The organism is Chromobacterium sp. W521 (assembly GCF_052805975.1).
This window is the reverse complement of the sequence record NZ_JBRBAF010000008.1, coordinates 124,802-149,167: the sequence shown is the minus strand read 5'-3', so window position 1 is coordinate 149,167 and position 24,366 is coordinate 124,802. Positions and strand designations below refer to the sequence as shown.

Below are 24,366 nucleotides of genomic sequence, written 5' to 3'. Positions count from 1 at the left end.
CCGCGAGGACCATGCCCGTGTTGAATCGTTTTCGCAGCGGCGTCGCGGCCGTGCAAACCCGTCTGGGCGGCCGTTGGCCCGTTTCCGGAGACTCCTTGCGCCTGGCGCTGCCCATCGTCGCGCTGGCCATAGGCGTCACCGTCATGATCAGCCTGTGGCTGTGGCGCGACGACGCCAGCTACAAGCCGGTGTTCGGCGCACAGGAAAAAGTGGTGGCCGCCGACATGATGGCGGTGCTCGACGCCGAAAAAATCCCTTATCGCATCCATCCGCAAACCGGCCAGGTGTTGGTGCCGGACAGCCAGCTGGGCCGCGTGCGCATGCAGCTGGCGGCCAAGGGCGTGGTGGCGCAGCTGCCGTCCGGCCTGGAGTTGTTGGACAAGAACGACCCGCTGGGCGTCAGCCAGTTTGTGCAGGACGTGCGTTTCCGCCGCGGACTGGAAGGCGAACTGGTGCAAAGCATTCTGGCGCTGGAGCCGGTGTCCGCGGCGCGCGTGCATCTGTCGTTGCCGCGCGCCACGTCCTTCGTCGGCGCCGCCAACGACAAGGGCTCCGCCTCGGTGGTGGTGACCCTCAAGCCCGGCCAGCAACTGAACAACGAGCAAGTGGCCGCGGTGATCAAGCTGGTGGCCGGCAGCGTGTCCACGCTGTCGCCGTCTCAGGTCACTCTGGTGGACCAGGCAGGCAATCTGCTGTCTTCCCGCGTGGACTTGAGCGACGACGGCATGCTGGGGGGCAATGAGAGCGACGCCGCGCGACGCTTCCGCGAGGAAGCGCTGCAAAACGTTCGCGACCTGCTGACCCCGGTGTTGGGCAAGGACAATTTCAAGGTGAGCGTCACCGCCGACGTGGACAACGACCGCGTAGAGGAAACCCGCGAGAAATACGGCGAAGCGCCCAAGGTCACCAACGAGGCCTCCCGCGAGGAAACCTCCACCGAGAAAATGGCCTTGGGCGTGCCCGGTTCGCTGAGCAACCGTCCGGTCAACACCGACGCCTCCGGCTCCGCCTCGGAAAAAGCCGGCAACAGCAAGAACGCCGTCACCCGCCAATACGCTTACGACCGCAGCGTCACTCAGATCAAGAAGGCGCGCGGCACGCTGCGCCGCCTGAGCGTGGCCGTGGTGTTGAACCAGGCCGCCGCGCCGGCCAAGGGCGGCTGGAAGCCGGCCGAGCTGGCCAATGTGGACAAAGTGCTGCGCAACGGCCTGGGCATCCACGCCGAGCGCGGCGACACCCTGGCGGTGTCCACGCTCAACTTCTCCGCGCTGTCCGAGCCGGAGCCGATCTGGATGCAGCAAGACACCTGGTTCGAAGCCGCGCGCTGGGCTGTCTACGCCTTCGGCGTGCTGCTGGCCTACCTGTTGCTGGCGCGTCCGCTGCTGAAGATGCTGCGCCAGCTGACCGACCGCCAACTGCGCGAATACCAGCAGCCGGAAGCGCTGGAATTGAAATCCGATCCGTTGATGGACGGCGCCGATCTGCGCGCCGCGCGTCAGGCTCAGCTGTCCTCCGCGCCGCAACAGGCGGCCTTGGCCGCCGCGGCCGGCGCAGGCGGAAGCCCGGTGGTGCCGCTGCTGGAAAACTACGATCTGCCGCCGGCCGGCTCCAGCGTCGATGTGTTGGTGGACCATCTGAAGGGCTTGGCCGCCAAAGAGCCGGAACGCGTCGCCGAAGTCGTCAAACAATGGGTGCAGAAAAATGGACGAAACCAATAACGCCGTAGCGCCGGCCCTGCCGCCGGCCGCCGCCGCGCCCGCCGCAGATGCGATGAACACCATCGAGCAGGCCGCCGTGCTGCTGTTGTGCATGGGCGAAGAGCCCGCCGCCGCCGTGCTGCGCTGTCTGAGCCGCGAAGAACTGCTGCAAGTGACCCAGGCGATGTCCGGCATGAGCGGCATCAAGGTGGACGCGGTCAAGACCACGATTCAGAAATTCTTCGACGAATACCGCGAGCAGAGCGGGGTGCACGGCGCCAGCCGCGCCTTCCTCAAGCGCTCGCTGGACCTGGCGCTGGGCAGCGACATCGCCAACAGCGTGCTGGACACCATCTACGGCGACGCCATCCGGCCCAAGATGGCGCGGCTGCAATGGGTGTCGCCGCAATGGCTGGCGGACCGCATCGCCGGCGAACACGTGCGCATGCAGGCGGTGTTCCTCGCCTTCCTGCCGCCGGCGCTGGCCGGCCAGGTGGTGGACGCGCTGCCGGCGGACAGCCGCGACAGCGTGCTGGTCAACGTGGCCCGGCTCAAGGACGTGGACCGCGAACTCTTGGAAGAACTGGAAGAACTGGTCAACCGCTGTCTGGAAAGCCTGCACACCCAGAGCACCGCGGTGGAAGGCATGCAGCAGACCGCCGACATCCTCAACCGCCTGCCGGGCGACCGCCAGCGCATGATGGAACTGCTGCGCGCCCACGATCCGGACATCGTCGAGGAAATCGAAACCCGCATGTACGACTTCTTCATCCTGTCGCGCCAGACCGAAGCCGTGCTGATGCGCATCAGCGAAGACATTCCGCTGGAGCAATGGGCCATCGCGCTCAAGGGCGCGGAGCCGGCGGTGCGCGAAGCCATCGTCCAGACCATGCCGCGCCGCCAGGCGCAGAACTTCGACGCCATGATGCGCCGTTCCGGCCCGGTACCGCTCAGCCGCGTGGAAGAAGTGCGCGCGGACATCATGGCCCAGGTCAAACAGCTGGCCCAGGCCGGCGAAATCGACCTGCAGCTATTCCCCGAGGAAGTGGTCGAGTGAAGGCCTGGCGCCCCTTCCGCTTCCCGCCGCTGATCCACAGCGCGCTGGACCTGCCGCTGGACGCGCAGGATTCCGCCCAGATCCAGGCCTCCGCCGCCGATGGTTTCCGTCAGGGCATGGACGCCGGTTACAACGAAGGCCTGGCCAGCGGCGAAGCCGCCGGCCGAGAGGCCGGCTATGCCGCGGGCCTGGAACAGGGCCGCCAGGAAGGGCTGGCGGCGGCGCGCCGCGAAGCCCGGGCGGAACTGGCCGATCTGGGCCGGCCGCTGGAAGCCGCGCTGGCCGAGCTGCGCCGCGTCAGCGAGGAGTACCAGGCGGCGATGCGCGACGAAGTGGTGGAACTGGTGGCCAAAGTGGCGCGCCAGGTCATCCGCTGCGAGTTGGCGCTCAAGCCGGTGCAGATCCTCGACCTGGTGGACGAAACCCTGGCCGCCTTGCCGCCGGGCCAATACCAGCAGGACGAGGTGGAAATCCTGCTCAACGCCGAGGAGTGCCAGCGCATCCGCGAACTGGCGCCGGAGCGGGCCGCGCGCTGGCGTTTGGTGGCCGACGCGCAGCTGCCGCACGGCGAGTGCCGGATCCGCACGCCGGAGTCCGAGGCCGACGCCGGCTGCCAGCAGCGGCTGGAAGCCTGCATCGCCACCGTGCGCGAACAATTGCAAAGCGACGCCGTCGAGCCGGCGGCGGAACAGGCGGAGGCTTAAGCCATGTTGCGTCAGGCGCTGGGACGACTGGAATTGCCTGAGGTGCCGGTGGCCACCGTCAGCGGCCGCCTGGTGGGCGCGTCCGGCCTGCTGCTGGAAAGCGTAGGTTGCCCGTTGGAAACCGGCCAGCGCTGCGTGATTGAAACCACCGGCGGCGGTTGGCTGCAAGCCCAGGTGGTGGGCTTCAAGCGCGAAGTCTCCTATCTGATGCCGTTCAAGAAGCCGGTGGGCCTGACCACCGGCGCGCGGGTGTTGCCGGCCGCAGACGGCGGCGGCCTGATGATAGGCCCGTCCTGGCTGGGCCGCATCGTCAACGGTCTGGGCGAGCCGCTGGACGGCCTGGGCCGCCTGGGCGGCGAACAGCCGCTGGCCGCCCATCCGCCGCAGGTCAATCCTTTGAAGAAACAACCGGTGTCCGCGCCGCTGGACGTGGGCGTGCGCGCGATCAACAGCCTGCTCACCATTGGGCGCGGCCAGCGCGTCGGCCTGTTCGCCGGCTCCGGCGTCGGCAAGAGCGTCTTGCTGGGCATGATCACCCGCCATACCGAGGCCGACGTGGTGGTGGTGGGCCTGATCGGCGAGCGCGGCCGCGAAGTGCGGGAGTTCGTCGAGCACTCGCTGGGCGAAGCCGGCCTGGCCAAGGCAGTGCTGGTGGTGGCGCCGGCCGACGAATCGCCGCTGATGCGGCTCAAGGCCACCGAACTGACCCACACCATCGCTGCCCACTTTCGCGACCAGGGGCGCAATGTGCTGCTGCTGGTGGATTCGCTGACCCGCTATGCGATGGCGCAGCGCGAAGTGGCGCTGGCGCTGGGCGAGCCGCCGGCCACCCGAGGCTATCCGCCTTCGGTGTTCGGCCTCTTGCCCTCGCTGGCGGAGAGCGCCGGCAACGGCGAGGGCGGGGCAGGCAGCATGAGCGCCATCTACACCGTGCTGGCCGAGGGCGACGACCAGCAAGACCCGGTGGTGGACACCGCGCGGGCCATTCTGGACGGCCACATCGTGCTGTCGCGCGAACTGGCCGAGCGCGGCCACTATCCGGCCATCGACATCGGCCGCTCGGTCAGCCGCTGCATGAGCCAGCTCACCGAGGCGGAACACGCGGAGGCGGCGCGCGGCGCGCGCGGCGCCTGGTCCCGCTACCAGGAAGTGCGCAGCCTGATTCCCTTGGGCGGCTATGTGGCCGGCGCAGACGCCGAAACCGACCGCGCGGTGCGGCTGATGCCCCGGCTGGAGGCTTTCCTGCGCCAGGGCGCGGCCGAGGCCGCGAGCTATGAAGACAGCCGGAACGGTTTGATGGAGATGATAGCGACATGAACCAGCCCGAAGACGTGCGCCGCCTGGGCCTGATGGTCCAATTGCGGCAACAGGATGTGGACCGCCTGCAAAGCGAGGTGGAAGGCAAGCGCCAGTTGCAGGAACGCTACCGCCGCAACATTTTGCGCATGGGCGAGCTGTGCGGGCAGAGCGGCGCCAGCGCCGACGCCGGCCATCCGGCTTTGGCGCGCAATTGCGCCGACTACAAGGGCGCGCTGCTGGGGCTGATGGCCTCGCAGCAGCAGGATCTGCAACTGGCCGAGGCGGACGCCGCCGTCAGTCAGCGCGCGCTGCTGCAAGCCAGCCTGCGCCGGGAAGTGATGGTCCAGGTGCGCGATCAGGCGGCGGAAAGCCTGCTGCGTCTGCGGCTGAAGAAAGAACAGAAACAAACCGATGAACTGGCCGGGCAAGCCTGGCTGCGGGGAGCGTGATTATTCACGGCGGCTCAAGAAAAGCCGGACGGCGGTCGCACTGAACAGTCACTACCATCCATCTTCCGCCCGGACGCCGATCCGGCCCGCGCACAGCGAAAGGATTCCAAATGGCTATCGATTTCAGCAAGACCCCGCCCTCGGCGCTGGCTCAAAACGCCGCCAGCCTGTACCTGCAAGACGCCCAGAACCAGCTGGACACCCAGAACAAGGCGGCGCAGGCGCGCGGCGACGCGCTGAACAAGCTGCAAAAAGCCTTGCAGGACTATCGCAGCGCGCTGTCCGGCATCACCAGCAAGAAAAGCCTGGTGGCGATGAACGCCAGCATCAGCCAGGAAGGCTTCGGCAGCGTCAGCGCCAAGGGCAACGCCCAGCCGGGCAACTACTCGCTGTTCATCGAACAAGTGGCCACCGCCCACCAGATGTCTTTTGGCAGCCTGTCCGGCGCCAAGGCTCAAGCCGGCGACAAGATCACCATCCGCCAGGGCAGCGACAGCTTTGAAGTGGACCTCAGCAGCGCGGACCGCGACGGCGACGGCAATCTGTCCCCGTCGGAACTGGCCTTGGCCATCAACCGCGCCAGCGGCAACAGCGGCAAGGTCAACGCCATGGTGTTGAACAACGGCGGCACCAGCCAGCTGGTGATGTCCTCCGGCAAGACCGGCGAGAGCGGCGCCATCACGCTGGACCTGAGCCAAGTCAGCGACGCCGGCCTCAAGACCGGCCTGGCCAATCCCAAGGAACTGACCAAGGGTCAGGACGCCATCGTCTGGCTGGGCAATAAGGACACCGGCGTGCAAATGAAGCAGGCGTCCAACACCTTCGAAAGCATAGACGGCGTCAGCCTGACCATCAGCAAGGCGATGAAGCCGGGCGACACCCCGTTGCAGCTATCGGTATCGCGCAACGACGCCGACACCGTGAGCAATGTGCAAGGCTTTGTCGACAGCTACAACAAGCTGGCCAGCGCCATCGCCGACCTGTCCGCGCCGGGCAAGGAAGGCAAGGCCGGCGGTCCCTTCGCCAGCGACTCCGGCATCCGCAGTTTGAAAGACGGCATCAACAGCCTGCTGCGTCAGCCCTACGACGGCATCACTTTGAACCAGCTGGGCATCAAGGCCAACCGCGACGGCAGCTTGAGCCTGGACAGCAAGAAACTGAACGAAACGCTGAAGGACAAGCCGGACGCGCTGGACCGTTTCGTCAACGGCGACAACAAGAACGGCGTGGTCAAGCAAAGCAGCGACTACCTGGACAAATGGCTGAACGGCAGCAGCGGCCTGCTCAAGCTGCGCAAGGACTCCGAGGCGCGCATCCAGAAAGACCTGGACAGCCGCCAGACGCGGCTGAAAGCCCAGTACGACCAGAGCTACAAGCGATACCTGACGCAGTTCACCCAGCTGCAGAAGATGCAGGAAGACATGCAGAAGACGGTGGACATGCTGTCTTTCTAAGCATGCGCGAGATTGTGAATAGGCTCTGAATCCGTCGCCGGATTGGCTTGGCCGCATTGAATTCGGCGGGAGGGACAACCTCCCGCCTATTGATTTAGAACAGGAGCACGACAACGTGGATTACGACGCCTACCGCAGCTATCACGCGGTCAATCTGGAAGCGCAGACCCACTCCGCCTCGCCGGTGCAGTTGGTGCTGGTGCTGTTCGACGGCCTTCTGGAAGAAATGGCGCGCGCGCGCGGCCATCTGGAAAACCAGCGCTACGAGCAAAAGGGCGAGAGCATCAGCAAGTGCATCAACATCCTCAACGGCCTGTCCAGCGCGCTGGACTTCGACTCCGGCGGCGAGGTGGTCACCAATCTGGCGCGGCTTTACGACTACTGCGCCTACCGGCTCTACCACGCCAGCGTGAACTTGGACGTGGCGGCGCTGGACGAGGCCGAGCAGCTGCTGATCAAGCTCAAGGGCGGTTGGATAGGCGTGCGGGACCAGCATGAAGCCGCCTGAGCCGGCCGCGCTGGAAGCCGCCATCCGCCGCGCCTGCGCCGAGCGCGACTGGGAGCGCCTGGCCGCGCTGGACCAACTATTGGCGGAACTGCTGCGCACCCAGCCTCAGGCGCTGGACGCGGCCGCGCGCGCCGCCTTGCGCGCCGCCTACCGCGACGCGCTGGAGGTCTGCCGCGCCGACTCCGCGGAACTGCAAGAAAAAATCGCCGCGCTGAGCCATCAGCGCGAAGCGCAAATCGCCTACGCCGAAGTCAGCGACTGGAATCAAGCATGAACGTATCCTTGCCCCCCAATCTTCTTGCCGGCTGCGCGTCAACGTCCGCCGACGCCGCGCCGGCCGATCCCTTGCTGGACCCGAACGCGGCGGCGCCGGATTCCGGCGGCGATTTCGCCAGCGCCTTGCTGGCCAGCCTGATGGACGGGCAAAGCGCCGCGCCGGCGGTCGACGCCGACGCCGAGGCCCCCGCGGGCGACGAAGCCAAGGCGGAGAAGCCGGCCGCGCAGCCCGGCGTCCTCGTCGCTCAGCCTCTGCCGCTGATGCCGGCTGCGCCGCAGCCGCCGGCCCTTGCGCCTCAGGCCGGAGCGCCGGCGCAAGCCGGCGTGGATGCGGCCGCGCGCGTCGCCACGGCGGCGACGTCGCGTCAAACCGCCGAGGCGGCGATGCCGTCGGACGCCTTGTCCGCCGCGATCAACACCCTGGCGCCGCTGCCGGCCAAGCCGGCCGGCGAGGCCCAGGCCGGCCGCGAACTCCCGACGCCGGCGCAACCCGCTTCGCCGCTATTGGCCGCCATTGCGCCGCAGCCGCAGGACAAGGCCGGCGCGCCGCTGCCGGAATGGGCGCCGATCAAGCTGCCGGCGGAGCAGCCGGCCAAGTGGGGCGACAAACTCAGCGCCGCGCTGGGCGAACGTCTGCAAGTGCAAAGCAGCCACGGCATGGACCGCGCCCTGATCCGCCTGGACCCGCCGTCGCTGGGCTCCCTGGAAATTTCCATCCGTCACGAAGCCGGCGCGCTGCAAGTGCAGTTGACCGCCTCGCACGGTGAAGTGGTGCGGCAGCTGCAAGCCATCGGCGACGCGCTGCGTCAGGATCTGTCCAACCGCCAATACACGCAGGTGGCGGTGGACGTGCGCGAAGGCGCGCCGGGGCAGGGCGGCCACGGCCAGCAGCGTCAGGAACGCCAGGGGCAACAGCAGCCGCAACGCGCGCCGGGCCGGGCGCTGGCGGAAGCGGGGCAGGGTGATGGACAAGGCTTCTGGCTGGGCCAGAGCTGAGCAGCGGAAGCACAAGCATGAACAGAAACATCGTAGTGATTTTGATCGTGGCCATCGCGGCGGCTTTGGCCGCCGGCGGCGGCGCTTGGTGGTGGCTGAGCGCCCGCGCGCCGCAGGCCGCGGCGGCGCCCAAGCCGGCGGCGGCGCCGGATGCGCGCTTCGTCAGCATGGACAAGGTGATCGTAATGCTGCGCGGCGGGGAATCCGCCACCCGCTTCATGGCGGTGGACCTAGTGTTCCGCAGCAATGAAAAGCAGGAGTCCGAAGTCAAGGCCCAACTGCCCTTCCTGAAAAGCATCGCTGTGCGCGCGCTCTCGGAGCTGCCGGCGGACAAGGCGCTGGCGATGAGCATAGACGACTACCAGCGCTTGCTGGCCAAGGCCTATGCCGGCGGCTTCCTGCGCGAGCGCCGCGACGCGCCGTTCAGCGAGGTGATGGTTAGCAAGTTGATCATCGAGTAAGCCCCTATGTACGCCTGTTACGACGAGGCCCCGGTCAGCGCCGGCGGCGAAGCCGAGGCGCTGCGCCAGTACGCCCACCTGGTCAAGCGGGTGGCGCGTCAGCTGTCGTCCCAGGCCGGCGGCGTGTTTGATCGCGAAGATATGGAGCAGGTGGGGCTGATGGCCTTGCTGGAGAGCCTGCGCCGCTATGGCGAGCCGGACGACAAGTTCGCCGGCTTCGCCATTTTGCGCATCCGCGGCGCCATTCTCGACGAACTGCGCCGGCTGGACTGGCGGCCGCGCTCGGTGCGGCAGGAAGCGCACCGCGTGCGCGACGGCCTGCGCCTGCTCAGCCGCAAGCTGGGGCGCGAACCCAGCGAGGCGGAAGCGATGCAGCTGTTGGGACTCAGCGCCGAGGCCTATCAGGAAGCGCTGCTGGCGGACAACGCTGAAGCGCTGTCCAGCTTCGACGAACTGATGGCCCAGGGGCTGGAGCCGGCGGCGGAAGACAATCCGGAGCGGCGGCTGGCGCTGAAAAACGCGTTGACCGTGGCCTTGCAGGCGCTGAACCCGCGCGAGCAGCAAGTGATCCAGCTGTATTACGAATTTGAACTGAGTCTCAAGGAGATCGCGGCGGTGCTGGCGCTGACCGAAGCCCGCGTCTGCCAGATCAACAAGAGCGCTCTCAAAAAAATGCAGGCCCGCCTACAAGCGGCCTGAGTCCGAGGAAAGAAAACATGCAGCAATTATTCGGCATTCTGATCGTGCTGGTTTGTGTCTTTGGCGGCTTCATGCTGCATGGCGGCATCATGTCGGTGATCTGGCAGCCGGTGGAGCTGCTGATCATTTGCGGCGCCGCCGTCGGCGCCATCGTGCTGGGCAACCCGCAGCACGTGCTCACGGAAATGGGCGGCCAGATCAAACGCGTCGGCATGCGCAAGAAATACGACGCGGAATTCCAGCGCCAGCTGCTGCTGCTGATGTACGAATTGCTGATTACCGCCAGCCAGGGCCTGAAAGCGCTGGACGAACACGTGGAGGCCCCGCGTCAAAGCCCCTTGTTCAATCGCTACCCGCTGGTGCTGGAGGAACCCAAGCTGCTGGCCTTCATCGTGGACAACTTCCGGCTGATGGCGATGGGCAAGATCAACGCCCACGAACTGGAAAGCGTGCTGGATCAGGAACTGGACGCGATTCATGAAGAACTGAACCAGCCATCCAAGTCGCTGCACAAGATCGCCGAGGCGATGCCGGGCTTCGGCATCCTGGCCGCGGTGCTGGGCATCGTGATGGCGATGAACAGCGTCAGCCAGGGCGCCACCGCGGGCGAGATCAGCGAGAAAGTGGCCGCCGCCATGGTGGGCACCTTCATCGGCATCTTCTTCTGCTACGGCGTGCTGGACCCGCTGTCCAACATGATGCACCAGCTGGTCAAACAGGAGCTGTCCAACTACGAATCGGTGAAAGTGGTGTTGACCACCCACGTATCCGGCAAGCCGCCGCTGCTGGCCATCGACGCCGGCCGCCGCCTGGTGCAACTGAACACCAAGCCCAGCTTCTCTCAGCTGGAAACCTGGATCAACGCGCTGGAAGGCGTGAACTAATCGGATGGCGGGCATGGCGAATAAACCCAATCGCGAGCATGAAGCCGCGGTGATCAAGAAGGTGTCGCGCCGCCAGGATTCCGAAGGGCACGGCGGCGCCTGGAAAGTGGCGTTCGCTGACTTCGTGCTGGCGCTGATGTGCTTGTTCCTGGTGTTGTGGGTGCTGGCCGCGCGCGATCAGGAAAACCTGCAGCAATTGCTGACCGCGGGCGGTGGCAGCCCGCTGAAGGTAGGCGGCTCGCGCAGCATCGAACACACCGGTACCCCGCCGGGCAGCCTGATCCCGCGCGATCCGATTCCGGGCCAGCCCACCACCACCACCAAGGCGGACTCCATGCTGCAGGAGAGCAACAAGGTGGCCAAAAAGACCTTCGACGGCCAAGGTCAGCGCAGCCTGGACAGCGTGGCGGACCTGGAAAAGCTGGCCGGCTTGCTGGCCAAAATGAGCCAGGACGCCGGCTTGGCAAGCAATCTGCAGACCGTGGTCACGCCTTATGGTTTACGGGTGATGCTGCACGATACCGACAATCAGGGCATGTTCGAGCGCGGCAGCGCCATCGTAGAGCCGCGCTTCAAGCGGCTGCTGCATGAAATGGGCGATATGTTCAGCCATATCGACAATCAATTGCTGATTGTCGGACATACGGACGCCGCGCAATACCGCACCGCCGGCTTCGGTTCGTTTTCGAACTGGGGCTTGTCCAGCAACCGCGCGATGGCGGCGCGGCTGCACTTGCTGGAAGGCGGCATGAACGCCGCGGGCATCCTGCAAGTGGTGGGCATGGCGGACCGGGCGCCGCTGGACGCCGCGCATCCCTTGGCCGCTTACAACCGCCGCATCGAGCTCTTGGTGATGACCAGCAAGCAAGCGCAGGCGGTGGTGGCCATGTTCGGGCCGCCGGGGCAGAGCGGCAATCGCGAGGCCAGTGTTGTAAGTTCGCCACTACAGAAATCCGATCTGGATAGCGCGCTGCAAGATAGCCTAACTACCCGATGAACTTTTATTTTTTTGGGTTCGAAACAAAAGCCTGATTCGTTTCAGGCTTTTTTTATGTGTGTTTTTTCACACTTTTGTTAACCGCTAATATTATAATCCGCACCTGATTAATAAAAATTCGAGCGAAAGACTCGGATGATGTTGACAAAAAAAGACGCCAAAAGGCGGCAAACATCTGCGGGAAAGTCGATTCAATCGCAAGACTATCGGGGACGACGTGGTCATGAATGAAAACCACAATATCAAAGCCTTGTTAAGAGGCACACATTTGTTCGGACATCTGGACAATGACAAGCTGGACAAAGCGCTGGAGCTGGCCGAAAGCCGCCGCTTGAGCAAGGGCGAGGTGCTGTACAACGAAGGCGACAGCGCCAACGAGGTCTACCTGCTGGCCAGCGGCTGCATGCAAGTCTTTGTTTCGGATGGGCTCAGCAAAAAATATATTCTGCAAATCTGCGCCTCCGGAGAGCTGATCGGCATGGTCGGCTTCATCGACAGCGGCGAGCGCAGCTCTAATTGCGCGGCGGACGAGGACAGCCACCTGCTGGTGTTCAGCCGCGAGAGCCTGATGCAGCTTTTCGACACCGAAGACGGCCTGCCGCACAGCCCGGAGGCCCGCACCCGGATCATGTGCCATCTGGTGCAAGTGGTGCGCCGCATGTCCAACAAGGCCAAGAACCTGGCGCTGATGGACGTGTACGGCCGCGTGCGCATCCTGATCAATCAAATGCTGGAAGAGCAGGACGGCGACGAGATGGTGCTGAAAAAGCAGCTGACCCAGCAGGAAATCGCCGACCAGATCGGCTCTTCCCGCGAGATGGTGGCGCGCATCCTGAAGGAACTGGTGTTTGGCCGATATATCCGTCTGGAAAACCGCCGCATTGTCGTTCTGAAAATGTTACCGGTAAATTTTTAAGTTTTTTTCCAGACTGTCGCCTTGAAGGGGTGAGGGCGGGCCGCAAAGCCCGCCCCGAGCGGCCGCGCAACGCGGCATCAAGCGCCCCAGCCGCTCGCACAGCCAACCCAGACGGATTTCAAACTATGCAAATCAACTCGACCTCGTCGCAACGCCGCGAACTGGCGGTCGGCGGCCAGAGCGCCGCCGCGGAAACGCCGGCCCGCGCGCCTGCGGCCGTCGCCACGCCCGCCGCGAGCCAGGACATGGCGCCGGCGGTGGCGGAGCTGCGCGCGCTGCCGGATATCGACATGAAACGGGTGGAAGAAGTGCGCGCCGCGCTGGCGCGCGGCGAAGTGCGCTTCGACGCCGCCCGGCTGGCCGACCTGGTGGAGCAATATCACCGGAGCCGCTGAATGAATCGCGAGCAAGCCTTCAAACAACTGCTGGCCACTGTGGGGCAGGACCTGCAAGGCTACGGCCGCTTGGAACAACTGCTGGAACAGCAGTTCGCCGCGGCGCTGGAGCACCAGGCCGAAGCGTTGCGACAACTGGGCTCGGACATCGTCGCCCAGTGCGACGCCCTGCAGGCCAGCCGCGATCAGCGGCTGCAACTGGCCGGCCAATTGCTGGGCGCGGGCCGTGCCGCCTCGATGGACGCGGTGCTCAAGCTCTTGCCCGCCGCCGCGGAGCAAGCCTGCCGTCAGCGCTGGAATGCGCTGGTGGAGCAGATCCGCCTGTGCCAGACCCTGAATCTGCGCAATGGCCAACTGCTGCAACAGCAGCAGGACCTGATGAACCGCGTGCTGAATGGAGACAGCGATGTTTACTGTGCGCAATGACATCAACGCCGGGCCGGACTTCGGCGCCGATACCGTCGCCTTGCCGCTGATGGGCCAGGGCGGCGGGGGCGGCGAGCGTTTCGCCGACCAATGGAGCAGCCAGCTGCACGGCGAGGTGCGCGACTTCATCGAAAACGGTTCGGACAGCTGGGCCAGCCTGTCGCCGGAAGGCGCTTGGGCGCGTCAGCGCGTCCAGGACGCCACGCTGGGCGGCAGCATGCCCTACGGTGCGGATCGGCAAGCCTTTCTCGACAGCATCGCGCCTTACGCGCAGCAAGCCGCCGCCAAGCTGGGCGTGGCGCCGGAGTTGGTGTCCGCGCACGCGGCGCTGGAGTCCGGCTGGGGTCAGCATCCGCTGCTCCGCGCCGACGGCGGCAGCAATCACAATCTGTTTGGTATCAAGGCCGGCAAGGGCTGGCAAGGCGAAGTCACCCGCGCCTTGACCACCGAGCATGTGGATGGCCGTGATGTGAAGCGGACCGAAAGCTTCCGCGCGTATTCCGGCTTGCAGGACGCATTCGCCGATTACGCGCAGTTGCTGGCCGGCAACCCGCGTTACCGCGGAGCGTTGGGCGTGGGCGGCAACGCCCAGGCTTTTGCCCAGGCGCTGGCTCAAGGCGGCTACGCCACGGATCCGGGCTATGCGGACAAGCTGCGGAAAGTGGCGGCGGGCATTCAGGCGCGCAAACAGCCCTGAACGCGGACTCACGCAACAGAAACTCCTGAACGCGCAGCATGCTTCAGGGGTTTTTTATATTTGCCGCGCGCGGCCGGTTGTGCGGCGAATAAGGACCACTGTCGATATTTAATACCAATTCAATGCCAGTTTGAATTTCGGTATTTACTCCAAACGATTGTTTGAATTAAGTCAGCCAGGGGTGGTGGATTAAATGCCCTATTAACAAAGCGGTCTAGACTAGAGTATTTATGTCTAAATAAAAAAATCAAAACCAGTAATATTTAAAACCGCCGCCCATGCTGGAGGAGAGACCAAGCAGAGATGGATTCCACTAGAACTATCAGCCTCCGGAGGGCAAGGAGGCGCAACGCAGGATCAGGGGTTTTGTTAGCGGGTCTAAGAGCCTGTTCAAAGTCTCGCGAGCAAGGGCGAGACAAGGCGAAAACGAGCGAAAAAGCGGAATGGTCAAGTGGTACATGAGCATTTTGAGCTTGTTTTTAACGCCGTATCGCTGAAGCGCAGCAGACTTTGAACAGGTTCTAAGGGCAGGACGGGCCTTTCAGCTCCACCACATTGCCTTCCGGATCCTGCAGGTATAGCGAGGGACCCTCGCCTTCGGCGCCGTAGCGCTGAGCGGTTTCCCCTGCGCTCAGGCCGTGCCGGGCCAAGTGGGCGCGTATCGCATCCTCATCGAAGGGGTCCACGCGGAAGCAGAAGTGATCCAGGTTACGGCCTTCCGCGGAAGGCGCGCGGCCGCCTGCCCGTCCCAGAGGCCCATCCACCGGCACCAGGTCCAGCAGCGAATGGCCGGCGCGCAGTTGCACCAGCCCCAAGTCCTCGCGCCGACGTTCCACGGTGCAGCCCAGCACCTCGCCGTAAAAGCGTTCCATCTTCGCCAAGTTGCTGACCCGCAGCACGATATGATCAATTTCCCGAATGACGATCATGACAATTCCTTAGTTAAACGGCATTTTGTTTTGTATTTGTCATTATTTGTCCGGCCGGCGAATTTGCAAGCCGATGCCGAAATTGTATTTCTCAATGCCGGCGATAGGTTTGAAACCTGTTCAAAGCCTTGAGAGTCCGGGCAGGATGGGGCGCACTTACCGTGTGAGGTTGGGTTTTGAGCCGCCTTCAGGAAGGGTTGGCGCTTGCCGGCCGCAAGCCCGGCCCGAAGGGCAGCAACAACAGCGCGCCGGCCAGGGTCAAGAGCCCGGTGGCGGCGCAGAACCAGGCGATGGGTCTCGGCTCGCTGCTCAGGCCCAGCAGCAGGGAAGCTGAAAAAATGCCCAGGTTCAGCAAGCTGGCGTGATAAGAATTGAGGGTGCCGCGATAGCGTTCGGACAGCGTGCTGAGGCGCGCGTGGTGCAAGGGCCCGGCGCAGCCATAGCCGAAGGCCCAAAGACTGCCGGCCAGCGCCAACTGCCACAAAGCGGCGAGGGGCAGCAGGAAGGACAAGATGCCCAGCGCGGCCGCCAGCGCCGCCGCCGGCAAGGCCGCCTCGCCCAGCCGCCGTTGCAGCGGGGGGCCGCACAGATTCCCCAGCACAACCACCAGGCCGAAGCCGCCGGCGAGCAGACCGCCGCCGGTGGAACTGAGGGAGAGTTTGCGCGCGGCCACCTCGGCCACTACGGCGCCGAAGCCGGCCACCCAGCCCAGCCACAGATAGCTGACGCACAGCCGCCGCCGCGCGCCGGGCGTGCGCCAGGCGCCGGCCAAGGTGGCTAGAAAGCCGCTGTCCGCCGTCAGGCGGCCGCCGTCGGCGCGGAACAGCCGCCGCACCGCGGCCCATGCCAGCAGACCGGCCGTGGCCAGCGCGTAATAGCTGGCCTGCCAACCCGCGGTATCCGCCAGCCTTCCGGCCAGCGCCGGGGTCAGCACGAAGGCCAGCATCAAGCCGATGAAGACCTGGCCCAGCCTTTGGCCAAGCTGGGCGCGAGGGGCCAGGTCCGCCACCAGCGCCAGCGCATTGGGCTGGATCACCGCTGCGCACAGGCCGCTCAGCGCGGACAGCGCGACGGCCGCGTTCAGGTTGGGCGCGACGGGCAGCAGCGCGCAGCACAAGGCGAAGCCGAGCAGGCCCAGTTGCAACGGGGGGTTGCGGCCGAAACGGTCGGACAGCGGGCCGGCCACCAGCGCGAACACGCCGTAGCACAGTCCGTAAGCGGCGGGCAGATAGGCTATGGCGCTGGAAGGCACGCCGAAATGGCGGCCCATCAAGGCCATCATCGGGCCGGCCGCTACTTCGGCCGAGCCGATGATGAACATGCAGCAGAACAAAGCGCCCAGTTGGGGGCGGCTTATGTTGGCCATGCGCGCCCGGAAGAATCAGAAGAAATGAATCTCAAGCCGGATATCCTCGATATATTGCCAATCTATGCCGTACCGGCGGTAGGCGTCCGGATCATAGACGCCGTCATCGTAAGCGTCGTTGGGATCAATGGACAAGCCGGCGCAAATGTAGCGGCGCAGATAGTCGTGGTCGCTGGGCACGATGGCGGCCTTGCCGCCGCTCGACACGTCGAGAATATAGTTGATGTCGCCCACCTGATAACGCTGAATCAGGGCCTCCGCCTGGCTAAAGCCGATGTCGGCCAGCAGGTCGGCGGCAAAGCGGTTGGCCCCCACCTCGAAGGACACCCGGTCCTTGCGTTTCTGCGCCGTCATCGGCGGCGGCTGATCCAGGCCGCTGCCCTGTCCTGCGGTTTCGTAATAGTGCAGCGCCGTCTGCACCCCGCGCAGATCGTAAATATAGTCGTAGCGCTTGATGTTCTTGCGCTTGGCCGCGCAGATGAAAATATAATGCCCCAGGCTGTGCAGGATCATGAAGGCGCGCGAGGCCGGCGACACCCCGCGCGAAAAGCGGATCTCGCGTCCCTTGATGATGGTTTTGATATTGAACGGATGAGCGTCGGTTTCGGAATACTCCAACTGATACCGTTGTTGCAACTTGGCTTGCAGCCGTTGCAACTCCTGGGTGGACATCATGGCCAGCACTTTTTCGATCTGAGCGTCGATGTCTTCGACGACAGGATCTTCCAGTACGGCTTGGTCTAGATTCATGGCGAGGCTCCTTCGCAAGTTGGGGTCGATCAAAGAGCGAGCCTGTGCCGCTCGGCGCGCAGGCGCGGCGGCTGAATATTTGTCCTGTCGCATTATGACGAAGCCTGGCTGATAAGGCGCCGGCCGAAAGGCTAGTTTCAACACCGTTTTCACTCCCTCCCGCCACCGCTCGCGGATGATGCGCGCAAGGCAATGCAGGGCTTCTTCTCCGGCGATAGCCCGCACATCCCGGCGGCTTTTAGCCTGCGTCTGCCGACATGAATATCTGGGCCCATCCCGAGGCTCCGCCCGCATATCGGCTTTCTATTGGCGAGCTATCTTCTAGAATGGAATGCGGTCTTTCGCTCTACACAATAAAGCGCGGCCGGGTCCACTCGCTTGCAGGCGCGGGGCCGGTCCCCTCATTTCTGGTGCTCGTGATGAATGTGATACCCCCGCCGTCTATCGATATGCAGGGCTTCAGCCTGCGTCCAATGGAAATGCTGGATATTCCTGACTGGTACGATTATCTGCGCCTGCCGGAGGTGGCGCAGCATCTGCGCTGGGTGCTGCAGTCGGCGGCGGATCTGGCGCCCTTGGTGCAGGCCTATCGTTCCGATGAACCGGGCGCGCCGTTGCGGCTGGCCATTGTGGACGATGATCTGGGATGCTTGGCCGGCTCCATTGGTTTTGACGCCGTCTGGCCGGCGGACCGCAGCGCGGAAATCGATTTCGACCTGGCGCCGGCCTATTGGGGGCGCGGGCTGGGCCTGGCGGCCTGCAAGGCGGTTACGGCTTGGGCGTTTGGCGGTTGTCGCTTGTACCGGGTGCAGGCGGTGTCGCGCGACGGCAACCGGCGCGCCGAGCAATTGCTACGCGGCTGCGGTTTCCAGTACGAGGGGCTGCTGCGCGCATATCGTCAGGTACGAGGCGAGCCGTGCGATTTCAGGATGTTCTCGCGGCTGGCTACCGATCCGGATGCGCAGGGCTGAGCGACTAGCCTGGTTTTTTTCCTCCTGCCGCCGCCGAAAGGCGGCTTGTTTTTTTGTGAAGCCCCGGCATTTTGGCTACCGAAGCGTGGTAAGTGTTTTTACGGTTTGACATTGGCATGGGTGGCTTTGTAAATAAAAGTGTGGGGGATGAGCGCTGACGGCAAGAACTAAGACTCGAGCGGAAGGGTTGCTGCATGTTCAATATGGCCTTGAAACGCAAATTGCAGGACACGGTGGCGGAGCTGCATAAGCAGCAGGGCGTGTTGCAGGCGATTGACCGCTCAATGGCGGTGATAGAGTTTTCTCCGGACGGCGTGGTGCGCTCCGCCAACGCCAATTTCGAAGCGGTGATGGGCTACCGCGCCAGCGAGGTGATAGGCCAGCATCACCGGCTGTTTTGTCCGGCGGAGTTTGTGAGCAGCCCTGAGTACGGCAACTTTTGGAGCCGGCTGCGGCAGGGGCATTTCGTCAGCGACCGCTTCAAGCGCGTCACCAAGAACGGGGATATCGTGTGGTTGGAGGCCAGCTACAACCCGGTGCGCGACGAAGCCGGCCAGGTGACGGCGGTGGTCAAGTTCGCGCTGGACGTGACCAAGTCGGTGCAGGCGGAACTGGAAGCGCGCAATACGATGAAGGCGGTTAGCCGTTCGATGGCGGTGATCGAGTTCTCCGTCGACGGCATTGTGCTGCGCGCCAACAGCAATTTCCTGAACACGGTGGGCTATAGCGAGCAGGAAATCATAGGGCAGCATCACCGGGCTTTCTGTCCGCCTGAATACGTGCACAGTCCTGCCTATGCCGAGTTGTGGCAGCGGCTGAACCAGGGCATCTTCATCGCCGGCAAGTTTGAACGCCGCGACAAGCAGGGCCGGCCCATCTGGCTGGAGGCCAGCTACAACCCCATCGTCAACGACGAGGGGCAAGTCTACAAAGTGATCAAGTTCGCGCTGGACATCACTGAGGAAGAAGAGGCCGCGCAGCGCGACCAGCACCTGGTGAAAGAGGCGCACCGCTTGTCCGCCGCGTCGGACGCGGCCTCGTCCGACGGCTTGGCGGTGATCAAGGACACCATAGGCGAGATGAGTCTGATCGCCAACAGCGCAGAGCGCTCGGTCAAGATCATAGAGGATCTTGACTCCAAGACTTTGCGCATTACCTCCATCGTCAACACCATTCACGAGATTGCCGACCAGACCAATCTGCTGGCCTTGAACGCGGCGATCGAGGCGGCGCGCGCCGGGGAGCAGGGCCGCGGCTTCGCGGTGGTGGCGGACGAGGTGCGCAAGCTGGCCGAGCGCACCAACGCCTCCACCAAGGAAGTGGCCGGCATGATAGACGACATCCGCAACGGCACCTCGTCCGCCAGCGAGAGCATCCATGAAATGCAGGTCAAGGCGCGGATGGGCGAGGAGCACGCCGGCGTGGCCAGTACCTCCATTGATCAGATTCGCAGCAGCACCGCCCAGTTGAGCGAGGTGGTGAGTCATTTTTCGGCGGTGCAGGGACAGAAAACACTTTAAGAATCTGTTCAAGGGCTATCTTGCTTAGCCGTTATCAAGGTTGGTAGAGCAGGCGGGAAGCCTTGGAGCACAGGCTGCGCTCAATGCCAATGGTCTGTTTTGGAATCGTTGTGGGCCGGACTTGATCAAGGTCTATTAGCCGATGCTGTTAATCCCCTATAACAGCGGAAAACAATGGCTAATAGGGACAAGATCATGTGGGTTTTCTGGATACAATTCGCGCTGCTGCTGACGGCGATACTGATGGGCATACGCCGAGGCGGCGTGGCCTTGGGCATGATAGGCGGGCTGGGCGTGGCGGTGCTGTGTTTCGTGTTCCGCGTGGCGCCGGCGGAGCCGCCCATCACCGTGATGCTGATCATTCTGGCGGTGGTCACCGCCTCGGCCACGTTGCAAGTGGCCGGCGGCCTGGATTTCCTGGTGCAGCAGGCGGAGCGGCTGATGCGCCGCCATCCGCAGCAAATCACCTTTCTGGCGCCGCTGTCCACCTTCCTGCTCACCATGTGCGTGGGCACCGGTCACGCGGTGTATTCGCTGCTGCCGGTGATCGCCGACGTTTCTCTCAAAACCCGCATCCGCCCGGAGCGGCCGATGGCCATGGCCAGCGTGGCCTCGCAAATGGGCATCACCGCCAGCCCGGCGGCGGCGGCGGTGACCTCGCTGCTGGCGATGACCGCCCATAGCGGCCAGCCGCTGACCCTGTGGCAAATCCTGATGGTGACCGCGCCGGCCGGCCTGCTGGGCGTGTTGGCAGCCGCTTGTTGGAGCCTGCGCCGCGGCGTGGAGCTGGACCGCGATCCGGAATTCCTGGCTCGGATGCAAGATCCGAACTTCCGCGCCTCGGTGGAACAATCCGTCACTACCCTGGACAAGACGCTGCCGGCGGCGGCGCGGCAATCGGTGGCGCTGTTCTTCGCCGGCATCTTCGTCATCGTGCTGCTGGCGTTGTTTCCGCAATGGCTGCCGGTGAGCCAGGGCAAGCCGGTGCCCATGACCACGGTGGTGCAGTTCGTGATGCTGGCCTTCGGCGCCTTCATCCTGTTCCGTTCCAACGCCAAGGCGGCGGTCATCGCCCGCTCCGAGGTCTTCACCGCCGGCATGATCGCCGTGGTGTCCATCTTCGGCATCGCTTGGATGAGCGACACCTTCGTCAAGGCCAACGAGCCGCTGTTGGTGGCCAATATCAAGGCCATGGTGGCCTACGCGCCGTGGACCTTCGCGCTGGCGATGTTCGCGGTGTCCGCCTTCGTCAAAAGCCAGGCCGCTACGCTCACCATCATGGTGCCCTTCGGTCTGGCGCTGGGCCTGAGCCCGCACCAGCTGCTGGCCATTATGCCCTCCTGCTACGCCTATTTCTTCTTCGCCTTTTATCCCAGCGACCTGGCGGCCATCAATATGGACCGCAGCGGCACCACCCGCATCGGCAAGTATCTGCTCAACCACAGCTTCATGATGCCGGGGCTGATAGGAGTGGGGGTGTCCACGCTGGCGGCGTACGGATTGACGCATTTGTACTTCTAAGTGAGGAAAGCTTGTGGAAACTTACCAAGCAGACATTGTGATCGTGGGAGCGGGGGGCGCGGGCTTGCGCGCCGCCATCGCCGCCGCCCAGGCGGACCCGGAGCTGCGCATCGCGCTGGTGTCCAAGGTCTATCCGATGCGGAGCCACACCGTGGCGGCCGAAGGCGGCTCCGCCGGGGTCAAGCAGGCGCACGACAGCTTCGATGCCCATTTCAACGACACCGTGTCCGGCGGCGACTGGCTGTGCGAGCAGGACGTGGTGGAATACTTCGTGGCTCAATGCCCTGAGGAAATGGTGCAGCTGGAACACTGGGGCTGCCCGTGGAGCCGCAAGGAGGACGGCAGCGTCAATGTGCGCGCCTTTGGCGGCATGAAGATAGAGCGCACCTGGTTCGCGGCCGACAAAACCGGCTTCCACATGCTGCACACCCTGTTCCAGACCTCCATCCGCTTCCCGTCCATCCGCCGCTTCGACGAATACTTCTGCGCGGATCTGATCGTGGAGGACGGTGAGGCGCGCGGCGTGCTGGCCATCGACATCGCCAGCGGCGACAGCCTGCTGATCGAAGCCGGCGCGGTGGTGATGGCTACCGGCGGCGCCGGCCGGGTGTTCCGCGAGAACACCAACGGCGGCATCGTCACCGGCGACGGCATGGCGCTGGCCTACCGCCACGGCGTGCCGCTGCGCGATATGGAATTCGTCCAATATCACCCCACCTGCATGCCCGGCACAGGCCTGTTGTTCACCGAGGCCTGCCGCGGCGAAGGCGGGCTACTGGTCAACAAGGACGGCTACCGCTATCTGCAGGATTACGGCCTGGGGCCGGCGGAGGACAAGCCGCGCAACAAATTCATGGAGCTGGGCCCGCGCGACCGCCTGAGCCAGGCCTTCTGGTACGAGCAGCAACAGGGCCGTACCGTGGAAGGCCCATGGGGCTCCGCGGTGTATCTGGACCTGCGCCACCTGGGCCACGCCAAGCTGCGCGAACGGCTGCCGCAAATCTGCGAGCTGGCGGAGGAATTCCTGGGCATAGACCCGGCCAAGGCGCCGATTCCGGTGCGCCCGGCGGTGCACTACACCATGGGCGGCATCCTGGTGGACGGCCGCTGCGCCGCGCCCATGCCCGGCCTGTTCGCCGCCGGCGAATGCTCCAGCGTGGGCATCCACGGCGCCAACCGCCTGGGCTCCAACTCGCTGGCGGAGCTGTCGGTGTTCGGCAAAGTGGCCGGCGAAGAAGCCGCTCGCTGCGCGCGATCGCGCCGTCCCGCGCGGCGCGAAGCGCTGCAAAAGCAGGCCGAGGCCGCCGAGGCGCGCCTTCACGCGCTGCGCGCGCGCGAAGGGGGCGAACGCATCGCCGAACTGCGCCGCGAAATGGCGGAAACCATGGAAGCCGGCTGCGGCATCTACCGTTTGGAAGCCTCGATGCAGGCCACCTGCGACAAGCTGGCGGAGCTGAAACAGCGCTTCCGCAATGTGCACGTGGAAGACAAATCCAGCGTCTGGAACAGCGACTGGCTGCTGGCCATCGAGCTGGGCTATCAGCTGGACGTGGCCGAGGCGATGGCGCATTCCGCGCTGCAACGCCGCGAATCGCGCGGCGCCCATCAGCGGCTGGACGGCTGCGAACAGCGCGACGACCTCAACTTCCTCAAGCACAGCCTCGCCTTCTACCAGGGCGCGGACGCGCCGCGCATAGACTACGGCGCGGTGAAGATCACCAAATCGCAGCCGGCGGTGCGCGCCTATGGCGCAGCCGGCCTGGCGGCGGAAGCCGCGGCCAAGGAGGGCAAGGCATGAGCGAACACACCATGACCAGACACACGATGACCGCTCAGACCAAGACCATCGCGGTGATGCGCTACCGGCCGGAGCAGGACAGCGAGCCGTGGCTGCAACACTTTGAAGTGCCGTACCGCGACGACATGTCCGTGCTGCAGGCGCTGCAATACATCCGCGATTACCTGGACGGCGGCCTGGCCTTCCGCTGGTCCTGTCGCCAAGCGATTTGCGGCAGCTGCGGCATGATGGTGAACGGCGTGCCCAAGCTGGCCTGCAAGACCTTTCTGCGCGACTACCCGGACGTGGTGCGCATCGAGGCGCTGAACCACTTCCCGATAGAGCGCGATCTGGTGGTGGTGCTGGACGACTTCATCGCCAAGCTGGAAAGTATCCAGCCCTATATCGTGCCCAAGGAAGACAAGCCGCTGTCCGACGGCGAATACCTGCAAACCCCGGCGCAGATGGATTGGTACGCCCAGTTCAGCAGCTGCATCAACTGCCTGCTGTGCTACGCCGCCTGCCCGCAATACGGCTTGGACGACAAGTTTCTGGGGCCTGGCGCCATCGCGCTGCTGCACCGCTACAACATGGACAGCCGCGACGGCGCGGCCGAAGAGCGGATGGAACTGTTGGCCGCGCAGGAGGGCGTGTTCAACTGCACCGCGGTGGGCTATTGCTCCGAGGTCTGCCCCAAGATGGTGGACCCGGCCAATGCGGTGAACCTCAACAAGACAGCGGTAGCCAGGGATTACTTCCTGCGCTTCGCCCGGCCCAAAGGAGCTTGTAAATGAACAAGCGAAAACCGTATGTCCGGCCAATGGAAGGCTGGTGGCGCAAGAACCCTTACTTCATCGAGTACATGGTGCACGAAGGCACGGCGCTCTTCGTCGCCGGCTACGCGCTGACCCTGCTGTGCGGGCTGTGGCGGCTGAGCCAGGGGGAGGCGGCCTGGAACGGCTTTGTCGCCGCGCTGCAAAGCGCGCCGGCCTTGCTGCTGCACGCGGCGGCGCTGCTGATGATCGCCTACCACAGCTACACCTGGTTCAAGATCATGCCGCGCACGCTGCCGCCGTTGATGCTGGCCGGGCGGCGGGTATCCGCGCTGGCCATCACCGCCGGCGGCCTGGCCGCCGCCGTGGTGTGCTGCGCCGCTTTGTTGATGCTGGTATGGGGGATGACGGCATGAAACCGGGACTGAAACGCTCTCACGCGCCCATCTTCTGGGGCTTGTTTGGCGCCGGCGGCATGCTGGCCGCCTTGTTCGGGCCGATGCTGGTATTCATTACCGGCATCGCCGCGCCGTTGGGCTGGCTGCCTGACGGCACCGCTGATTACGATACCCTGCGCGCGTTGGCGCAAAGCCTGATCGGCAAGGCGGTGCTGTTTGGCCTGATCGCTCTGCTGCTGTGGCACGCGGCGCACCGCATCTACCATAGCTTGCACGATGTCGGTGTCCACGGTGGACCGTTGGCCAAGGCCTGCACCTATGGGGTGGCGGCGCTGGGCACGCTGGCTGCGGCGGGGTTGTTGTTGGCGGTGGGGTTCTGAGCTCTCATTGTTTTGAGTTGAAACCACCTTGGCAGGGAGGCGCTTGGCGGTGTCGCCCATGCCTGG

Annotated in this window: 27 protein-coding genes; 24 read left to right on the top strand and 3 right to left on the bottom strand. The window is 64.6% G+C overall.

The window, feature by feature from the left end:
- The first annotated feature begins 17 nt into the window (after positions 1-17).
- The 17 genes from fliF (at position 18) to ACUXV1_RS14265 (ending at position 13,915) form a co-directional block, all read left to right on the top strand.
- Positions 18-1,718: a flagellar basal-body MS-ring/collar protein FliF gene (gene fliF / locus ACUXV1_RS14345; protein ID WP_446015694.1), complete on the top strand. Its 1,701-nt coding sequence runs from the start codon at positions 18-20 to the stop codon at positions 1,716-1,718.
- The gene (locus ACUXV1_RS14340; RefSeq protein ID WP_019103733.1) at positions 1,702-2,754 is read left to right on the top strand and encodes a flagellar motor switch protein FliG; all 1,053 of its coding nucleotides are present in this window, start codon (positions 1,702-1,704) and stop codon (positions 2,752-2,754) included. The genes fliF and ACUXV1_RS14340 overlap by 17 nt, the downstream gene beginning before the upstream one ends.
- A complete protein-coding gene (gene fliH, locus ACUXV1_RS14335; protein ID WP_043633262.1) occupies positions 2,751-3,458 on the top strand; it encodes a flagellar assembly protein FliH in 708 nt (235 codons plus the stop codon). Before ACUXV1_RS14340 ends, fliH begins: the two co-directional genes overlap by 4 nt.
- A 3-nt stretch (positions 3,459-3,461) precedes the next feature.
- The gene (gene fliI / locus ACUXV1_RS14330) at positions 3,462-4,775 is read left to right on the top strand and encodes a flagellar protein export ATPase FliI (protein ID WP_043633264.1); all 1,314 of its coding nucleotides are present in this window, start codon (positions 3,462-3,464) and stop codon (positions 4,773-4,775) included.
- Positions 4,772-5,206 (top strand): flagellar export protein FliJ, encoded by a 435-nt coding sequence (gene fliJ / locus ACUXV1_RS14325; protein WP_043590291.1) that lies wholly within the window; start codon positions 4,772-4,774, stop codon positions 5,204-5,206. Before fliI ends, fliJ begins: the two co-directional genes overlap by 4 nt.
- A gap of 110 nt (positions 5,207-5,316) precedes the next feature.
- On the top strand, positions 5,317-6,660 hold the full coding sequence (gene fliD, locus ACUXV1_RS14320; protein ID WP_043633265.1) for a flagellar filament capping protein FliD: 1,344 nt from the start codon (positions 5,317-5,319) through the stop codon (positions 6,658-6,660).
- Between the two features lie 115 nt (positions 6,661-6,775).
- Positions 6,776-7,168 carry a flagellar export chaperone FliS gene (gene fliS, locus ACUXV1_RS14315; RefSeq protein WP_019103737.1) on the top strand — a complete coding sequence of 131 codons (393 nt, stop codon included), beginning with the start codon at positions 6,776-6,778 and terminating at the stop codon, positions 7,166-7,168.
- Positions 7,155-7,442, top strand: coding sequence for a hypothetical protein (locus ACUXV1_RS14310; protein ID WP_019103738.1), 288 nt, complete (start codon positions 7,155-7,157; stop codon positions 7,440-7,442). Before fliS ends, ACUXV1_RS14310 begins: the two co-directional genes overlap by 14 nt.
- Positions 7,439-8,440, top strand: coding sequence for a flagellar hook-length control protein FliK (locus ACUXV1_RS14305; RefSeq protein WP_446015693.1), 1,002 nt, complete (start codon positions 7,439-7,441; stop codon positions 8,438-8,440). The genes ACUXV1_RS14310 and ACUXV1_RS14305 overlap by 4 nt, the downstream gene beginning before the upstream one ends.
- 17 nt (positions 8,441-8,457) lie before the next feature.
- Positions 8,458-8,901 (top strand): hypothetical protein, encoded by a 444-nt coding sequence (locus tag ACUXV1_RS14300; RefSeq protein ID WP_043633268.1) that lies wholly within the window; start codon positions 8,458-8,460, stop codon positions 8,899-8,901.
- Between the two features lie 6 nt (positions 8,902-8,907).
- Entirely contained in the window at positions 8,908-9,600 is a 693-nt protein-coding gene (locus tag ACUXV1_RS14295; protein WP_081555331.1) for an RNA polymerase sigma factor FliA, read from the top strand.
- Between the two features lie 17 nt (positions 9,601-9,617).
- On the top strand, positions 9,618-10,484 hold the full coding sequence (gene motA / locus ACUXV1_RS14290) for a flagellar motor stator protein MotA (protein ID WP_043633272.1): 867 nt from the start codon (positions 9,618-9,620) through the stop codon (positions 10,482-10,484).
- 13 nt (positions 10,485-10,497) lie between these two features.
- A complete protein-coding gene (locus ACUXV1_RS14285) occupies positions 10,498-11,481 on the top strand; it encodes a flagellar motor protein MotB (RefSeq protein ID WP_446015692.1) in 984 nt (327 codons plus the stop codon).
- Positions 11,482-11,704: 223 nt separating this feature from the next.
- Entirely contained in the window at positions 11,705-12,397 is a 693-nt protein-coding gene (locus ACUXV1_RS14280; protein ID WP_043633274.1) for a Crp/Fnr family transcriptional regulator, read from the top strand.
- Between the two features lie 125 nt (positions 12,398-12,522).
- On the top strand, positions 12,523-12,792 hold the full coding sequence (gene flgM, locus ACUXV1_RS14275; RefSeq protein ID WP_081555330.1) for a flagellar biosynthesis anti-sigma factor FlgM: 270 nt from the start codon (positions 12,523-12,525) through the stop codon (positions 12,790-12,792).
- Positions 12,793-13,218, top strand: coding sequence for a flagellar export chaperone FlgN (flgN, locus tag ACUXV1_RS14270; RefSeq protein ID WP_043633278.1), 426 nt, complete (start codon positions 12,793-12,795; stop codon positions 13,216-13,218).
- Entirely contained in the window at positions 13,199-13,915 is a 717-nt protein-coding gene (locus ACUXV1_RS14265; protein WP_446015691.1) for a glucosaminidase domain-containing protein, read from the top strand. The genes flgN and ACUXV1_RS14265 overlap by 20 nt, the downstream gene beginning before the upstream one ends.
- 521 nt (positions 13,916-14,436) lie before the next feature.
- On the opposite strand, the gene ACUXV1_RS14260 is transcribed toward ACUXV1_RS14265, so the two are convergent.
- The 3 genes from ACUXV1_RS14260 to ACUXV1_RS14250 form a co-directional block, all read right to left on the bottom strand.
- The gene (locus tag ACUXV1_RS14260; RefSeq protein WP_081555328.1) at positions 14,437-14,844 is read right to left on the bottom strand and encodes a VOC family protein; all 408 of its coding nucleotides are present in this window, start codon (positions 14,842-14,844) and stop codon (positions 14,437-14,439) included.
- 187 nt (positions 14,845-15,031) lie between these two features.
- Positions 15,032-16,210, bottom strand: coding sequence for an MFS transporter (locus ACUXV1_RS14255; protein WP_446015690.1), 1,179 nt, complete (start codon positions 16,208-16,210; stop codon positions 15,032-15,034).
- Positions 16,211-16,225: 15 nt separating this feature from the next.
- Complete coding sequence (locus ACUXV1_RS14250) at positions 16,226-16,960, bottom strand: hypothetical protein (RefSeq protein WP_194427893.1); 735 nt, start codon at positions 16,958-16,960, stop codon at positions 16,226-16,228.
- A gap of 419 nt (positions 16,961-17,379) precedes the next feature.
- Here ACUXV1_RS14250 and ACUXV1_RS14245 point away from each other — a divergent pair, with 419 nt between their 5' ends.
- From ACUXV1_RS14245 to frdD, 7 genes are all read left to right on the top strand, one after another.
- Complete coding sequence (locus ACUXV1_RS14245) at positions 17,380-17,931, top strand: GNAT family N-acetyltransferase (protein WP_043633286.1); 552 nt, start codon at positions 17,380-17,382, stop codon at positions 17,929-17,931.
- Positions 17,932-18,125: 194 nt separating this feature from the next.
- A complete protein-coding gene (locus ACUXV1_RS14240; RefSeq protein WP_043633289.1) occupies positions 18,126-19,451 on the top strand; it encodes a methyl-accepting chemotaxis protein in 1,326 nt (441 codons plus the stop codon).
- A 195-nt stretch (positions 19,452-19,646) separates the two neighbouring features.
- Positions 19,647-20,972 (top strand): anaerobic C4-dicarboxylate transporter, encoded by a 1,326-nt coding sequence (locus ACUXV1_RS14235; protein WP_043633291.1) that lies wholly within the window; start codon positions 19,647-19,649, stop codon positions 20,970-20,972.
- 13 nt (positions 20,973-20,985) lie between these two features.
- A complete protein-coding gene (gene frdA, locus ACUXV1_RS14230; RefSeq protein WP_446015689.1) occupies positions 20,986-22,770 on the top strand; it encodes a fumarate reductase (quinol) flavoprotein subunit in 1,785 nt (594 codons plus the stop codon).
- A complete protein-coding gene (locus tag ACUXV1_RS14225; protein WP_446015688.1) occupies positions 22,767-23,543 on the top strand; it encodes a succinate dehydrogenase/fumarate reductase iron-sulfur subunit in 777 nt (258 codons plus the stop codon). Before frdA ends, ACUXV1_RS14225 begins: the two co-directional genes overlap by 4 nt.
- Positions 23,540-23,938, top strand: coding sequence for a fumarate reductase (locus tag ACUXV1_RS14220; RefSeq protein WP_043633295.1), 399 nt, complete (start codon positions 23,540-23,542; stop codon positions 23,936-23,938). The genes ACUXV1_RS14225 and ACUXV1_RS14220 overlap by 4 nt, the downstream gene beginning before the upstream one ends.
- Entirely contained in the window at positions 23,935-24,300 is a 366-nt protein-coding gene (gene frdD / locus ACUXV1_RS14215) for a fumarate reductase subunit FrdD (protein ID WP_446015687.1), read from the top strand. Before ACUXV1_RS14220 ends, frdD begins: the two co-directional genes overlap by 4 nt.
- The last annotated feature ends 66 nt before the right edge of the window (positions 24,301-24,366 follow it).